Here is a 15599-nt window from a genome sequence, read left to right on the forward strand (position 1 = left end):
AGTAGGGCCTTGGAGCTCATGTCCCGATGGCCAAATGGACCAACGGCCAGACGGCCAGGGTACCGCCAGGACCGCCGCGGCTGGCGAGACCGGCCGTTAGCCGACCGCGAGGAGAACGTCCCCCCAAACGGCCAGTGTGGCGCAAAAGCAAACGAGCGAACCGAAAGCGACAACATCGCGCGCTAGGTATCCCATCACATCCTCCAACCCGGGACAATCCGACAAAGCGATATTGTTCTATTTTTGTACTTCTTTCAAGTCCTTTTTGTTCATCTTTCCGGATCCGCACAATCCGCCACCGATTTTCGCCGGTCCTGTTTTGTTCATGCGGGATTCCACGCGATCGGCCGGCCGTGCCGTGGCGGGCGCCTGGGCGATGTGCGGTTCAGGTGAAGGGACGGATTTGCCCGGCTTCCAGGGTGATCGCGCGGTCCATCCGGGCGGCGAGTTCCATATTGTGGGTCGCGAACAAGGTGGTCACGCCCGAGGCCCGCACCAGGGCCTGCAAGGCGTCAAAGACATAATGCGCCGTCTTCGGGTCAAGATTGCCGGTCGGCTCGTCCAGCAGCAGGATTTTCGGGGCATTGGCGACAGCGCGGGCAACGGCCACGCGCTGCTGCTCGCCGCCCGACAGTTCCGACGGCCGGTGGCTTGCCCTTGCCCCCATCCGCAGGTAATCGAGCAGCTCCTGCGCCCGCTCGGCCGCCACTTTTCTCGGCAGTCCGCGGATCATCTGCGGCATCATGATGTTTTCAAGCGCCGTGAATTCGGGCAGGAGGTGATGGAACTGGTAGACGAAACCCACGTCATTCCTCCGGATGGAGGTGCGTTCGTCGTCACTCAGCTCCGAGCAATTGGTTGTGCCCACATAGACATCGCCGCCATCGGGATGTTCCAGCAGGCCGGCAATGTGCAGCAGGGTCGACTTGCCCGTGCCCGACGGGGCAACCAGCGCCACCATTTCGCCCGCATCCATCTGCAGGTTCGCGCCGCTGAGGATCTGAAGCGGCCTGCCGCCCTCCTGGAACGTACGGGTCACATTCACAAGGCGGAGCACGGCGGTGCGCCGGCCCGCGTCGTCCGGCCCGGTCTGTCCCGCCGGGTGCAAGGGCTGGGTGGGCGCGTTCATCACTCGTACCTCAAGGCTTCGACAGGATCGAGCCGCGCTGCCCGCCAGGCCGGATAGAGCGTCGCCAAAAGCGACAGGGCCAGCGCCATGATCAGCACCGTGACCGTTTCGCCATTGTCGATATCCGCCGGAAGCCGCGACAGGAAGTAAAGCGTGGGATCAAAAAGCTCCGTCGCGGTCATCCAGGAAATGAACTGGCGGATGCTTTCGATGTTCCAGCACACAACCAGGCCCAGCAGGAAACCCGCGATCGTGCCGACACAGCCGATGCTCGCGCCCGTGATCAGGAAGATGCGCATGACCGCGCCGCGCGTCGCGCCCATGGTCCGCAAAATGGCGATATCCCGCCCCTTGTCCTTCACCAGCATGATCAGGCCGGAAATGATGTTCAGAGCGGCGACGATCACAATCAGGGTGAGAATGATGAACATCACATTGCGCTCCACTTCGAGCGCGGAAAAGAACGTCACGTTCCGCTGACGCCAATCGGTCACGAAAGTCGGCCGTCCGGCGCCCTCTTCCACCGCGGCGCGCAACAGACCCACCCGGTCGGGATCCGCCACATAAAGTTCGATGCCCGTCGCCCGGCCTTCCATGTTGAAATAGGCCTGCGCCTCGGTTATCGGCATGAAGACAAAGGTGCCGTCATACTCGCTCATCCCAATCTCGAAGATCGCCGAGACCGGATAGGACTTGCGCCGCGGGGTGATGCCCATGGGCGTGACGCTGCCATTGGGCGAAAGGATGGTGATATGGTCGCCGACGGTCACCCCGAGGTTCTGGGCAAGGCGCGACCCGATCGCGACCCCCGTTCCGTCATCAAAATTGTCGAGCGTGCCGCGCTGGATCGTTTCGGCAATCAGCGGGATGCGGCGCAGATCGCGTTCCTGAACGCCGCGCACCAGCCCCCCAAGACTGGCGGCCGGGCCGCTCACCAGCGCCTGCCCTTCCACGAAGGGGATCGCCGCCATGACCTCCGGAACGCCCTCCAGGCGCTTTGCGACAGGATCGTAGTCGGTCAGGGCAAGGTCCACGGGCTGCACCAGCATGTGCCCATTGATCCCGAGAATCTTGCCCAGCAGCTCGTTGCGAAACCCGTTCATCACCGCCATGACAATGATCAACGTGGCCACGCCCAGCATGATTCCGGCGAAGGAAAACCCGGCGATGACCGAGATGAATGCCTCTTTCCGCCGAGAGCGCAGATACCGCCCGGCAATCATCCATTCATATGGAGCAAAGGGCCGGGTGGCGCCCTTTCCGGACCGTGCTTCGTCTTCTGCCGTCTCGACCGCGTTCATGTCCCGTCCCATTCCTGCCGCGCCTGGCCCGCCCTGCCGCGAATCCCTTGAGCAGAGGATCCCGAAGACGGTTCAGCGCGTCAATGCCGCGAGCAGCTTGTTCACGGCCGCATCGGGGCTGAGTTCTTCCTTTTCGCCCGTTGCCCGGGTCTTGACCTCGACAACGCCGTTTTTGAGGCCACGCGGACCGGCGACCAGCTGGTAGGGCAAGCCGATCAGGTCCATCGTGGCGAACTTGGCGCCAGCCCGGTTGTCGGTGTCGTCGTAAAGCACCTCCACACCGGCCGCGGTGAGCCTGTCGTAAAGGTCCTCGCACGCCTTGTCCGTTTCCTCATCGCCCGATTTCAGGTTCACAAGGCCGACATGGAAGGGGGCCACCGCCGCCGGCCAGATGATTCCCTCAGCGTCATGGTTCGCCTCGATCAAGGCGCCAAGAAGGCGGGAAACACCAATGCCGTAGGATCCCATGTGGACTGGTACGTCACCGGCGTCGGCGGTGGCGACCTTGGCGCCCATCGCTTCGGAGTATTTGGTGCCGAAATAGAAGATGTGGCCGACTTCGATCCCCCGGGCCGACACGCGCTGGTCCGGGCCGAGCGCTTCGAACGCGGCCGCGTCGTGCATCTCGTCGGTGGCCGCATAGGGCGCGGTCCAGGCATCCACGATCGGGGTCAGATCGGAGAAGAAGTCGGTGTCCTGCGAGGGGATCTCAAGACCGAGGATGGCCTTGTCGAGGAACACTTCACTCTCGCCCGTTTCCGCGAGGATGATGAACTCGTGACTCATGTCGCCGCCAATCGGGCCGGTATCGGCCTTCATCGGCACGGCCTTCAGGCCCATGCGCGCGAAGGTCCGAAGGTAGGAGACGAACATCCTGTTATAGGCATGGCGCGCCGCTTCCTTGTCGACGTCGAAGGAATAGCCGTCCTTCATCAGGAACTCGCGCCCGCGCATCACGCCGAAACGGGGCCGGACCTCGTCCCGGAACTTCCACTGGATGTGATAAAGGTTCAGCGGGAGATCCTTGTAGGAGCGCACATAGCCACGGAAGATATCCGTGATCATTTCCTCGTTGGTCGGGCCGTAGAGCATATCACGGTCGTGCCTGTCGGTGATCCGCAGCATCTCCTTGCCATAGGCGTCATAGCGCCCGCTCTCGCGCCACAAATCGGCCGACTGGATGGTCGGCATCAGCAGTTGCACCGCGCCGGCGCGGGCCTGCTCTTCCTCGACAATCCGTTCGATCTTGCGCAACACCCGCAGACCGAGCGGCAACCAGGAATAGATTCCGGCAGATTGCTGGCGAACCATCCCGGCCCTCAACATCATCCGGTGGGAGACGATCTCGGCTTCCTTGGGGGTTTCCTTCAAGATCGGCAGAAAAAATCGGGTCAGGCGCATGCAAACTCTCTCAACAAATCTGGGCATCGGCCAAGTGGTGCGCAGTCAAACCGCATGCGCGGCACAAAAACAAGCCCTGCCGCGTCGGCGTGACCGGGTTTTGGGCAAAAATCGCGCCTCTGCCGAACCGGCCCTACCCCGCAATCCTGGCTATCCGCGCGCGGCCTTGAGACCAATCTAGCCTTGGGATTTTTTGCCATTGTTCTAAGCAAGCTTAAAATTTAAGCTACACCGCACAAATACGTGACAACGTGTTTTTGGTCATATAATGTTCACAGCAATAAAAATGAGTGTCGCAAACAAAAAAGGCACTCAGACAGACATCGCGGTCTGAGTCTTGGGAGGAAGATCTCTCGGGCGCCCCGAAAGGGCTGCAGCCTCCAGCAAAATGGCAAATAAGCTAGGGCTGGACAGAGAGATATTAGACGCGTGAACTCGATAAAGGCAGAGCAGCGCTCTGCCTTTTTTCTTTGAGCCCGTCAATTCGCATCTGATTCAACTGCCCACAGTTCGCACGCAGCCGCGGCCTCCTGCTCCACAGGGCATCCCTGTTCATCCGCACTCGACGGGCGGAAGCGGGCAAGGCTCAGGCGCTGAAACGGATCAGAAGCGGACTATCTGTCACTGGGCGGGGTGAAAAACGGAATATCGTCTAGCGAGAAACCGGATTCGCGCACCCACAGGTAGGACAGAAAGATGACGGTCGTCACAATGGTCGTTCCGATGATCACGCGCAGCATGCGCGGCATGTCCGGCGCGCCCGGTTCCGATCCGGGAACCACATCTCCCGCCTCATGCTGAGACTGGCGGACACCGAAAGGCAGGACCGCAAACAGCACGATCCACCAGATCATGAAAAACACGGCCATGCCGTAGACGATCGACATTTTTGAGTTACGCCTCTTCCAGTTCGGTCAAGGTTCCACAGAAATCCTTGGGGTGAAGGAACAGAACCGGTTTTCCGTGCGCGCCGATCTTCGGTTCACCGTCTCCAAGGACACGGGCCCCTTCCGCGACAAGCTTGTCCCGGGCCGCACGAATATCCTCGACTTCATAGCACAAATGGTGAATGCCGCCGGACGGGTTCTTTTCCAGGAACTTGGCGATCGGCGAATCCGGTCCCAGCGGCTCCAGAAGCTCGATCTTGGTATTGGGAAGGTTGATGAAGACGGTGCTGACCCCGTGATCGGGCTGCGCCACCTTGTCTGACACTTCCGCGCCCAACGTATTCCGGTAAACGGCAGCCGCCGCTTCGATATCGGACACCGCAATGGCGACGTGGTTCAACCGTCCAATCATTTCACTCCTCCCCCGCTTTGGCCAGGACGCGTGTTAAAGCTGGCTTACCATCACTTTGCAAAGCGTCTTTTTGCCCCACACATCCAAAACCGCGCTGCGCGCGGCACGCCGGGCCGCCTCGCCGACCAGCGCCTTGTCCTTACGCCGGGCTTTCGGGATGCTGGAAACCGCTCCCACGACAGCCTTGGACACGATATCCTCCATCGGCTCGCCCTCGTCATCGGTATCAGGCAGCCCCATCAGCGCAACTTGAGGATCGTCCAACAGGTCCCCGGCCCGGTTGACGACCAAAGCAATCACCGCCGCGCCGGCAAAGGAGAGTTTGCGCCGTTCATTCACGCCGGTCACCTCCGGATCGTCGAGGATGGAGCCATCCTTCACCATGATCCCGAAGGGCGCCTCGTCGATCACCCCAGCAGCGCCCTCGTTCAACCGCACGATATCCCCATCCTTGGCCCGCACCACTTCCCGAACGCCCTGGGCTTTGGCAAAGGCCGCGTGCGCGGAAAGATGCATCGGTTCGCCATGAACCGGAACCACGACTTTGGGCTGGACGAGCTTGTAGAGCTGCTCCAGCTCACCACGCCGCGGATGGCCAGAGACATGCACCATCGCATCGCGGTCGGTGACAATCTCGATGTCCTGCTGGGCGAGATTGTTCATGACGTCGATCACGGCCTTTTCGTTGCCGGGAATCGTTCTGGACGAAAAGATCACCATGTCGTCCTTGGAAAGGGCGATATGCCTGTGATCGTTGGCGGCAATCCGCGCAAGCGCGGCCCGGGCTTCACCCTGGGACCCTGTGCACAGCAGCACCACCTTGTCCCGCGGCAAATACCCGTAAGCCTCTTCGTCGCGGAAGGGTTTGAGCCCGTCCATGTAGCCGAGTTCACTGGACACTTCGATCACCCGGTGCATGGACCGGCCGACGACGACCACTTCACGGTCGGCGGCCGCTGCCGCTTCCGCGATGGCCCGGATCCGCGCGACGTTCGACGCGAACGTGGTGACCGCAACGCGGTTCTTTGCCGTTTTCATGATTTTCGTCAGTTCAACACCGACATCGGCCTCGGACGGGCTCATTCCGTCGCGGATCGCATTCGTGCTGTCGCAGACGAGGGCCATCACGCCTTCCCGCCCGAGTTCGGCCAATCTTGCAAGATCAATAGGCTTCCCCACGCCCGGGGTCATATCGATCTTCCAGTCACCAGTGTGCAGGACCATCCCCGAGCGCGTGCGGATCGCAAGCGCACATGGTTCGGGGATGGAATGGGCCATCGCGACGAACTCGACATCAAACGGGCCGATATCGATCCGGTCGCCTTGATTGACAACGGTGACCGGCACTTCCTCCGCCCCTGGCTCCGACTCCACCTTCGCGGCCAGAAGACCGGCTGTAAACGGCGTCGCGTAGACCGGTACCTTTAGGAAAGGCCACAGGTGAAGAACGGCGCCGTAGTGATCCTCGTGGGCATGGGTAATCACCATACCGACAATGTTGTCGACTTCGTCTTCCAGAAATTTGATATCCGGGACGACAAGATCGATGCCCGGCAGATCCGGACCGGCGAATGTTACGCCGCAATCCACAATCAGCCACGACCGGGCGTCTTCGGGACCGACCCCATAAAGGGCAAGGTTCATTCCAATCTCGCCAACACCTCCGAGAGGAAGAAAGATCAGATCGTCCGATTTGGTTCTGGCTTTCGCCATTTGGTTTGCTCCAAGTCTGAGAGAAATGCCTGGCGAGCGTTTAACGCTGCGAGCCAGGCAGGAAAACGTCTCCGGCATAGATGGTCATAAGACCGCCATCGGCGGGCTGAAGGACAAGATGCCCTTGATCGTCCAGGTCGCGAAACACGCCGGTCACTTCGCGGGATCCGTTCTGCACGGTAATCTGCTGGCCAAGATGCGCGGCGCGCGAAAGCCATGCTGTCCGCACATGGGCGAAACCGTCAGGCTTGGCCCAAATTCCAAGCCACAGGGACAGCGCCCCGGCCAGATGCTGAAAAACGCTGTCTGGATCCGACCTGTATCCAAGTGCTGACAAGCCGGTGCAGGGATAGAGACCGTCTGCCGGATGGACCGCCACATTCACGCCGAAACCGAGCACCACCGCTTGCCGTTCGTCGCCCAGGTTCTCGGCTTCAAGAAGGATACCCGACACTTTCGCGCCGTCGACCAGAAGGTCGTTTGGCCACTTGAGCCTTGCCAGCTTGTGCGTGCCGCAGGCCGCGTCGATTGCTTCGCTCAGGGCCACCGCAGCAAGCAGCGGCAACTCCGCAATGCGCTGTGCCGGCTCGGGATCAATCAGCAACAGACTGGCATATAGGTTGCCGCGTCCGGAAAACCAATGACGGCCGCGCCGGCCCCTGCCCTGGGTCTGCTCCTGACCGACAATCCAGAGCCCGCCGGGATCACCGCCGCGCGCACGTTCGAACGCCAGGGTGTTCGTGGACGTCACCGTGTCATGGCGCTCAACGCGCAAGCCCGGCGCATCGAACGCCGGGCCAAGTCCCTGTTCTTTTGTCACACGTTCAATCAGAACAGCGACCCCGCTGCCGTTTCAGCCGCCGAAACAATCGGACCCGGCATGATGGCGAAGAGGACGATGAAGGCACCGGACAATCCAAGCACGACACGCAACTCCATTGGCATGGCATCGAATTTCTCGGCCGGCTCGTCGAAGAACATGACCTTGATGATCCGCAGGTAATAATAGCAGCCCACCACCGACGTCAGAACACCGATCACCGCGAGCGGATACAACCCGGCCTCAACTGCGGCGGAAAACACAAACCACTTGCCAAAGAAGCCGACAAACGGCGGGATACCGGCCAGCGACCAGAGCAGCATGGCCAGAATCACCGCCATCGGCAGATTGGTGCGCGACAGGCCCGACAATTCGTAGATGTCCTCGACCATGCCGTCCTTGCGGCGCATCGACAAGATGCAGGCAAAGACACCGAGTGTCATGGCCAGATAGGCGGTCATGTAGAAGATTACGCCTTCCACGCCGGCAGGTGTGCCGGCCGCCAGGCCAACGAGCGCGTAGCCCATGTGGCCAATCGAGGAATAGGCCATCAGGCGCTTGATGTTGGTCTGGCCGATCGCGGCGAAGGCCCCAAGCGCCATGGACGCGATCGACACGAAGACGATAACCTGCTGCCACTCGTGGGTCACGGGGCTGAACCCGTCAATCACGATCCGCAAGGTCATGCCCATCGCGGCAACCTTCGGCGCCGCCGCCAGGAAAGCGGTGACCGGTGTCGGCGCGCCTTCGTACACATCCGGCGTCCACATGTGGAAGGGAACCGCGGAAATCTTGAAGGCAAGGCCGGCAAGGATGAAAACCATGCCGACAACAAGGCCTAGGGATGCCCCCTCCTGGGCCAGCACTCCGGCGATCTGCTCGAAGCCAACCTGGCCGGTGAAGCCGTAGACCAGCGACATGCCATAAAGCAGCATGCCCGATGACAAGGCTCCCAGCACAAAGTATTTCAGGCCGGCTTCGGTCGAGCGGACACTGTCACGGTTGATCGCCGCGACGACATAAAGCGCCAAGCTTTGCAGCTCAAGGCCCAGATACAGCGCGATCATGTCGTTGGCCGACAGCATCAGCATCATGCCGAGCGTCGCGAGCAAGATCAGAACCGGATATTCGAACTTGTCGAAGCTCTGCGACTTGGCATAGGCCCACGACATGGCAATCGCGAAGAACGACCCGGTCAGCACGAGCAACTTCATGAAGTAGCTGAACTCGTCGGCCACGAAAGACCCGCCAAACGTCACGCCAAGGGTCGGCAGAAACAGCATGACAAGCCCGGTGCCGGCGAGAAGCCCCATGGCCAGGCCGAACACCAGGTGGGTGATCGACTTGCCGCCAAACACGCCGATCATCAACAGGGCCATGGCGCCGAGTGCCAGAATGATTTCCGGCATAACGGGCATGAGATCAGGAACTTGGGTCACTTCCGACATCAAACTAGCCTCAAACCGTTATTGCGCGCCAGCCGCAGCCTGTTGGACGGTGCCAGCGGCTTCCAGGGCAGCGGTGTATTGGGTGATCAGGTTGTCAACAGCGCCCTGCGTTACATCAAGGATCGCCATCGGATACACGCCGAAGAAAATGGTGAGCACGATCATGGGGATCAGAATGAACCGCTCGCGCAGATTCAAATCCAGGATCGATTTCAGGCTTTCCTTGGTCAGTTCCCCGAAGACGACACGCCGGTAAAGGTACAGCGCGTAGGCCGCCGACAGGATGACGCCGGTCGTGGCAAAGAACGCCACCCATGTGTTGACCTGGAAAGCGCCCATCAGGGTCAGGATCTCGCCCACGAACCCGGACGTGCCCGGCAACCCGACATTCGCCATGGTCAGGACCAGGAAGACCACAGCATATTTCGGCATCCGGTTCACCAGACCGCCATAAGCGGAGATATCCCGCGTGTGCATCCGGTCGTAGATCACGCCGACGCACAGGAAGAGACCGCCCGAGATGATGCCGTGGGACAGCATCTGGAAAATCCCGCCCTGGAGCCCCTGCGGGGTCATGGTGAAGATCCCCATCGTCACGTAGCCCATATGCGCCACGGAGGAATAGGCGATCAGTTTCTTGATGTCTTCTTGCGCGAGCGCCACCAAAGACGTGTAGATGATGGCGACCACCGACAGGGTGAAGACGAACGGGGCGAACATGTCCGAAGCCAGTGGGAACATCGGCAAGGAGAAGCGCAGGAAGCCGTAGCCGCCGAGCTTCAACAGGATGCCGGCCAGGATCACAGAACCGGCCGTCGGCGCCTCGACGTGCGCATCGGGCAACCAGGTGTGAACCGGCCACATCGGCATTTTCACCGCAAAGCTCGCGAAGAACGCCAACCAGAGCCAGGTCTGCATTTCTGCCGGGAAGGAATGCTGCATCAGCGCGGGAATGTCCGTTGTCCCCGCCTCCCAATACATCGCCATCACGGCGACCAACATCAGCACAGAGCCGAGCAACGTGTAGAGGAAGAACTTGTAGGAGGCGTAGACGCGCCGGGCACCGCCCCACACCCCGATGATCAGGAACATCGGAATGAGTCCGGCTTCGAAGAAGATGTAAAACAGGACCAGATCGAGCGCGCAGAACACACCGATCATCAGCGTTTCCAGAATGAGAAACGCGATCATGTATTCCTTGACCCGGGTTTGGATGCTCTCCCAGGAGGCCAGAATACAGAACGGCATCAGGAAGGTGGTCAGGATCACAAACAAGATGGAAATCCCGTCGACACCCATCTTGTAGCCGATGGTGCCGGTGCCGTCCTCGTCCCCCACAACCAGCCAGTCATAGCTTTCGACCATCTGGAACCCGGGATTCGAATAATCGAAGCCGAACCAGATGAAAAGCGACAGCACGAAGGTGAAACCCGTTGTGACCAGGGCCACCATGCGAATGGAGCGCTTTGCCGCGTCGTCATTGCCGGGCACAAGCAAGATGAACAGCACGCCGAGAAGCGGCAGGAACGTCGTTACCGTTAGGATGGGCCAATCGACGAACATTACTGGGCTCCTCCGGTGAACATGGACCAGGTAATGAGCGCGGCCACACCGATCAGCATCGCAAAGGCATAGTGGTAGAGATAGCCGGTCTGCAGCCGCACGACCCACGTCGTGACATTCTGCACCCTCGCGGCGATCCCGTTAGGTCCGAAACCATCAATCACAGTGCCATCGCCTTTCTTCCAGAGTTGCCGGCCGATCCACATGGACGGACGGACAAAGAGGAAGTCGTACAATTCATCGAAGTACCACTTGTTGAGAAGGAACTGGTAGAGGCCCGAGTGCTGTTCGGCGAGCCGCTTGGGCGTTTCCGGCGAGCGGATATAGAAGTGGTAAGCGACAAGCAAACCGCCCAGCATCGCGACGAACGGCGAAACCTTCACCCACTTCGGCACCTCGTGGAACGTGTCCATGACAGTGTTGTCGGCACCGAGGAACAAAGCCCCCTTCCAGAAGGCGTCGTAGCCGTAGCCAATGAATGGCGAGCGGAAAACAATCCCTGCCAAAACCGCCCCGACGGTGAGAAGAAGCAGCGGAACGACCATGATCCACGGCGATTCATGCACGTGTTTCATGACATCGGCCGGCGCGCGGGGCTTGCCGTGGAATGTCATGAAGGTGAGCCGCCAGGAGTAGAAAGACGTCAGGGCGGCCGCGACCACGGTCAGCCAGAAGCCGTAGAGTGCCATCGGGTTGACCCGCTCTCCACTGGCCGCAGCGTACGCGGCCTCGATCACCGCATCCTTGGAGATGAAACCGGCAAAACCGATATAGGTGAGCGGAATGCCGACTCCCGTCAAAGCCAGGGTACCGATCATCATCGTCCAGTAGGTGTAGGGCAGATGTTTGCGAAGACCGCCCATCTTGCGCATGTCCTGCTCATCGGACACCGCATGGATCACGGATCCGGCGCACAGGAACAAGAGCGCCTTGAAAAAGGCATGCGTGAACAGGTGGAAGACACCGATCGAATAGGCGCCGACCCCGAGCGCCACGAACATGTAGCCGAGCTGCGAACAGGTCGAATAGGCGATCACCCGCTTGATGTCGTTCTGAACGAGGCCGACGGTGGCCGCAAAGAAAGCGGTCGTTGCCCCGAAGAATGTCACAACGACAAGCGCCGTTTGGGAATATTCAAAGATCGGCGACAAGCGCGCGACCATGAAGACACCGGCGGTCACCATCGTGGCGGCGTGGATGAGCGCGGAAACCGGCGTCGGGCCTTCCATTGCATCGGGCAGCCAGGTGTGCAGCAGGAACTGCGCCGACTTGCCCATGGCGCCCATGAAGAGCAGCAGGCAGACCACGGTCAGGGCCGTATCCGCGTGCAGATGGTAGCCAAGGAAGGTCATGACCGGTTCGGTTCCGGCATTCTCCATGAACGGGCCGACATTGGCGAAAATGGTCGACAGGTCGATGCTGTTGAACAGGAAGAAGACACCGAAGATCCCGAGGGCGAAGCCGAAATCGCCAACCCGGTTGACCACGAAGGCCTTCATGGCCGCCGCATTGGCGGACGGCTTCTTGTACCAGAAGCCGATCAACAGATAGGACGCAAGCCCCACAGCCTCCCAGCCGAAAAACATCTGCATCAGATTGTCGGCGGTCACCAGCGACAGCATGGCGAAGGTGAACAGGGACAGATAGGCGAAGAAGCGCGGACGGTGCGGGTCATGGTGCATGTAGCCGATGGAATAGACATGCACGAGGGCGGAGACCGAGTTGACCACCACAAGCATGACCACGGTGAGCGTGTCCACCCTGATCGACCAAGAGACGTCGAGCGCTCCGGCGGTCATCCAGCGCAGCAACTGGATCTGGTAAAGGCCGGTCTCGCCGTAGCCGACCGAGAAAAACGCCACCCAGGACAAAAGGGCCGCGAGGATCACCAGGCCGCTGGTGATGTATTCGCTTGCCTGCGCTCCGATGGAACGCCCGAAAAGGCCAGCAATAAGGAACCCGACAAGGGGTAAAAACAGGATCGCGGTATACATGGCGCCTTAACCCTTCATCATGTTCACGTCTTCAACCGCGATGGAGCCGCGGTTGCGGTTGAACACCACCAGAATGGCAAGGCCGATCGCCGCCTCTGCTGCGGCCACGGTCAGCACCAGCAAGGTGAAAATCTGCCCCATCAAATCGCCGAGGAACGACGAAAAGGCGACGAAGTTGATGTTCACCGCCAGGAGCAAAAGCTCCACGGACATGAGAATAACAATCACGTTTTTCCGGTTCAGAAAGATCCCGAAGATCCCGATCGTGAACAGGATCGCCGCGACCGACAGGTAGTGCGACAGACCGATTTCCATGGGCGCCTCGCGTGCTCCCCTTGATTTACCCCAACCGGACCAAGGCGCGGAGGAAACCGCCAGGATCCAGATTATGTGACGTGTGCGGGCGAGCGCCGCACTTTTTTAAAGACCTTTGCCCGACTCGACCTTGCGCAGCTCGACGGCCGCTTCACGGGTCCGGCCGACCTGTTGGCCGACATCCTGACGCTTGGCATATGGCTTGTGGCGCAAGGTCAGAACGATCGCGCCGATCATGGCAACCAGAAGCACCAGGCCAGCCACCTGGAAGAAGTAGACGTATTTCGTGTAAAGCACGTGGCCGATGGCCTCGATGTTCGACACCTCGTTGAGCGGCGGCGTCGGTTCAGCCCCCTGAGCCACAACCTCGGGTGCGATGACCCATGCCCCAAGCACGAGCAGGAGTTCCACCAGGAGGATCAACCCGACAAGACCGCCAATCGGCAGGTATTGCAAGAAACCCTGCCGGAGCTCCGTGAAATCCACATCCAGCATCATCACGACGAACAGGAAAAGGACTGCGACGGCGCCGACATAGACGACGATCAGGAGCATCGCCAGATACTCTGCGCCCAGAAGCACGAAGAGCCCGGCCGAGTTCACGAAGGCAAGAATCAGGAACAACACCGAGTGAACCGGATTGCGCGACGCGATGACCATGAATGCCGAAGCGACGGTGATCCCGGCAAATAGATAGAAGAAGAAGGCTTGCAGGAACATGTGAAGGCCTGTGTGTCGTGTGACCGGAACCGGCCGGAATGAGCACCGTGCACGACCTTGCGCCCGGGGATCACCAATGATGCGTCATGCTCCTAGCGGTAAGGAGCGTCGATTTCAATATTGCGGGCGATTTCACGTTCCCAACGGTCGCCGTTTTCAAGCAGCTTTTGCTTGTTGTAGTAAAGCTCTTCTCGGGTCTCGGTCGCGAATTCGAAATTCGGCCCCTCCACGATCGCGTCCACCGGGCAAGCCTCTTGGCAAAAGCCGCAGTAGATGCATTTGACCATGTCGATGTCGTAGCGGGTTGTCCGCCGGGTTCCGTCATTCCGCCTCGGCCCGGCTTCTATGGTGATCGCCTGGGCGGGGCATATGGCCTCGCACAATTTACAGGCGATACAGCGCTCTTCACCGTTCGGGTACCGCCGCAACGCGTGTTCGCCGCGGAAACGCGCGCTCACCGGCCCTTTTTCGAACGGGTAGTTCACCGTTGGCTTGGGCTTGAAGAAATAGCGCATGGCGAGGATGAACGCCGAGACGAACTCCTTCAAGAACAGCGATTTGGCGGCCTGATCCAGTGCCATCGATCGTTGCCTTCCTTTTCCCTCAGCCGACAAGTGAACTGCCGGCCCAATACCCGACGAGCGGAAACCCGATCATCGGAACTCCATAAATGAGCACCAGGAGCGGTGCCCGGTACCGGGCGGCAACGCCCCCGTCGCCGCCTGCCTGCCTGTTCTTCATCTCCGCTGCCTGAAGCATCCCTTTCAGGATCTTCTGATCGAGCCAGCCCAGGTACAACCCAAGCCCAGCTCCGATCAGACCGGCAACGGAAACACTCATGATTGGGGCGCCCAGCCCGTCACCATCAGCACCCCGGCCACGATCACGACCATGGCCAGCGACAGCGGAAGGAACACTTTCCAACCCAGACGCATCAGCTGATCATAGCGGTAGCGCGGAACCATCGCCTTGACCATCGCGAACATGAAGAACACCAAAAACGCCTTCAACAGGAACCAAACGACACCTGGGACCCACGTGAACGGCGCGAAATCAAACGGTGGCAACCATCCACCCATGAACATGACGGTCATGAGCGCGCACATCAACGCAATCGCAACATACTCGCCAAGCATGAACATCATGTAGGGGGTTGAGCCGTATTCCACCATGAAACCGGCGACCAGTTCGGATTCGGCCTCCGGCAGATCAAAGGGCGGCCGGTTCGTTTCCGCCAGCGCGGAGATGAAAAAGACCACGAACATCGGGAAAAGCGGCAGCCAATACCAGTTCAGGAACGTCGCCCACGGGATACCAAGCAGGTCGGCAAGTCCGGTTTGCTGCGAGTTCACGATCCCCGTCAGGTTCAGGGTCCCGGCGCACAGCAGAACGGTCACGATCACGAAGCCGATCGAGACCTCGTAGGACACCATCTGTGCGGCCGAGCGGAGCGCCGACAAGAACGGATACTTCGAGTTCGATGCCCATCCACCAATGATGATGCCGTAAACCGACAAGGATGAAATGGCGAAGATGTAAAGGATCCCGACATTGATGTCCGCGATCACCCATCCCTCTGCCACCGGCATCACCGCCCAGGCGGACAGGGCCAGCAGCACGGTGATAAGCGGGGCCAGCAGGAACAACGGCTTGTTGGCGCCCGACGGAATCACCGGTTCTTTCAAGACGAACTTCAAAAGGTCGGCAAAACTCTGGAGAAGCCCCCAGGGGCCGACCACATTCGGCCCGCGCCGGATCTGAACCGCCGCCCAGATCTTGCGATCCGCATAAAGGACATATGCGACGATCAACAACAGAAAGACCAGCAGCAGCACGCTTTGAAAAGCGATCCAAAGGAACGGCCAGCCGTAGGTGGTCATGAAATCCATAACGGTC

The 15599-nt window shown here is 60.0% G+C and carries 15 protein-coding genes; all 15 read right to left on the reverse strand.

Annotated elements, in window-relative coordinates; genetic code table 11:
- Window positions 1–385: 385 nt before the first annotated feature.
- On the reverse strand, window positions 386–1129 hold the full coding sequence (locus tag F0184_RS17490; protein ID WP_150497496.1) for an ABC transporter ATP-binding protein: 744 nt from the start codon (window positions 1127–1129) through the stop codon (window positions 386–388).
- Entirely contained in the window at window positions 1129–2430 is a 1302-nt protein-coding gene (locus tag F0184_RS17495; RefSeq protein WP_150497497.1) for a lipoprotein-releasing ABC transporter permease subunit, read from the reverse strand. Before F0184_RS17495 ends, F0184_RS17490 begins: the two co-directional genes overlap by 1 nt.
- Before the next feature lie 72 nt (window positions 2431–2502).
- Window positions 2503–3831, reverse strand: a complete 1329-nt coding sequence (gene proS, locus F0184_RS17500) for a proline--tRNA ligase (protein ID WP_150497498.1) — start codon at window positions 3829–3831, stop codon at window positions 2503–2505.
- Window positions 3832–4445: 614 nt separating this feature from the next.
- On the reverse strand, window positions 4446–4718 hold the full coding sequence (locus tag F0184_RS17505; RefSeq protein WP_150497499.1) for a DUF1467 family protein: 273 nt from the start codon (window positions 4716–4718) through the stop codon (window positions 4446–4448).
- Window positions 4719–4725: 7 nt separating this feature from the next.
- Window positions 4726–5130, reverse strand: a complete 405-nt coding sequence (mce, locus tag F0184_RS17510) for a methylmalonyl-CoA epimerase (protein ID WP_150497500.1) — start codon at window positions 5128–5130, stop codon at window positions 4726–4728.
- 33 nt (window positions 5131–5163) lie between these two features.
- Window positions 5164–6843, reverse strand: coding sequence for a ribonuclease J (locus tag F0184_RS17515; protein WP_150497501.1), 1680 nt, complete (start codon window positions 6841–6843; stop codon window positions 5164–5166).
- A gap of 40 nt (window positions 6844–6883) precedes the next feature.
- Complete coding sequence (locus F0184_RS17520; RefSeq protein WP_150497502.1) at window positions 6884–7663, reverse strand: biotin--[acetyl-CoA-carboxylase] ligase; 780 nt, start codon at window positions 7661–7663, stop codon at window positions 6884–6886.
- An 8-nt stretch (window positions 7664–7671) separates the two neighbouring features.
- Window positions 7672–9111, reverse strand: a complete 1440-nt coding sequence (gene nuoN / locus F0184_RS17525; protein ID WP_150497503.1) for an NADH-quinone oxidoreductase subunit NuoN — start codon at window positions 9109–9111, stop codon at window positions 7672–7674.
- 18 nt (window positions 9112–9129) lie between these two features.
- The gene (locus tag F0184_RS17530) at window positions 9130–10674 is read right to left on the reverse strand and encodes an NADH-quinone oxidoreductase subunit M (protein WP_150497504.1); all 1545 of its coding nucleotides are present in this window, start codon (window positions 10672–10674) and stop codon (window positions 9130–9132) included.
- Entirely contained in the window at window positions 10674–12668 is a 1995-nt protein-coding gene (gene nuoL / locus F0184_RS17535; RefSeq protein ID WP_150497505.1) for an NADH-quinone oxidoreductase subunit L, read from the reverse strand. Before nuoL ends, F0184_RS17530 begins: the two co-directional genes overlap by 1 nt.
- A gap of 6 nt (window positions 12669–12674) precedes the next feature.
- Window positions 12675–12983: an NADH-quinone oxidoreductase subunit NuoK gene (gene nuoK, locus F0184_RS17540; protein ID WP_150497506.1), complete on the reverse strand. Its 309-nt coding sequence runs from the start codon at window positions 12981–12983 to the stop codon at window positions 12675–12677.
- 105 nt (window positions 12984–13088) lie between these two features.
- Window positions 13089–13703 carry an NADH-quinone oxidoreductase subunit J gene (locus tag F0184_RS17545; protein WP_150497507.1) on the reverse strand — a complete coding sequence of 205 codons (615 nt, stop codon included), beginning with the start codon at window positions 13701–13703 and terminating at the stop codon, window positions 13089–13091.
- Between the two features lie 92 nt (window positions 13704–13795).
- A complete protein-coding gene (nuoI, locus tag F0184_RS17550) occupies window positions 13796–14284 on the reverse strand; it encodes an NADH-quinone oxidoreductase subunit NuoI (protein ID WP_150497508.1) in 489 nt (162 codons plus the stop codon).
- 22 nt (window positions 14285–14306) lie between these two features.
- Window positions 14307–14543, reverse strand: coding sequence for a hypothetical protein (locus F0184_RS17555; protein ID WP_150497509.1), 237 nt, complete (start codon window positions 14541–14543; stop codon window positions 14307–14309).
- On the reverse strand, window positions 14540–15592 hold the full coding sequence (gene nuoH / locus F0184_RS17560) for an NADH-quinone oxidoreductase subunit NuoH (RefSeq protein ID WP_150497510.1): 1053 nt from the start codon (window positions 15590–15592) through the stop codon (window positions 14540–14542). Before nuoH ends, F0184_RS17555 begins: the two co-directional genes overlap by 4 nt.
- Window positions 15593–15599 lie beyond the last annotated feature (7 nt).

It is taken from the genome of Roseibium aquae, from assembly GCF_008711285.1.
In the GTDB taxonomy this organism is placed as follows: Bacteria; Pseudomonadota; Alphaproteobacteria; order Rhizobiales; family Stappiaceae; genus Roseibium; species Roseibium aquae.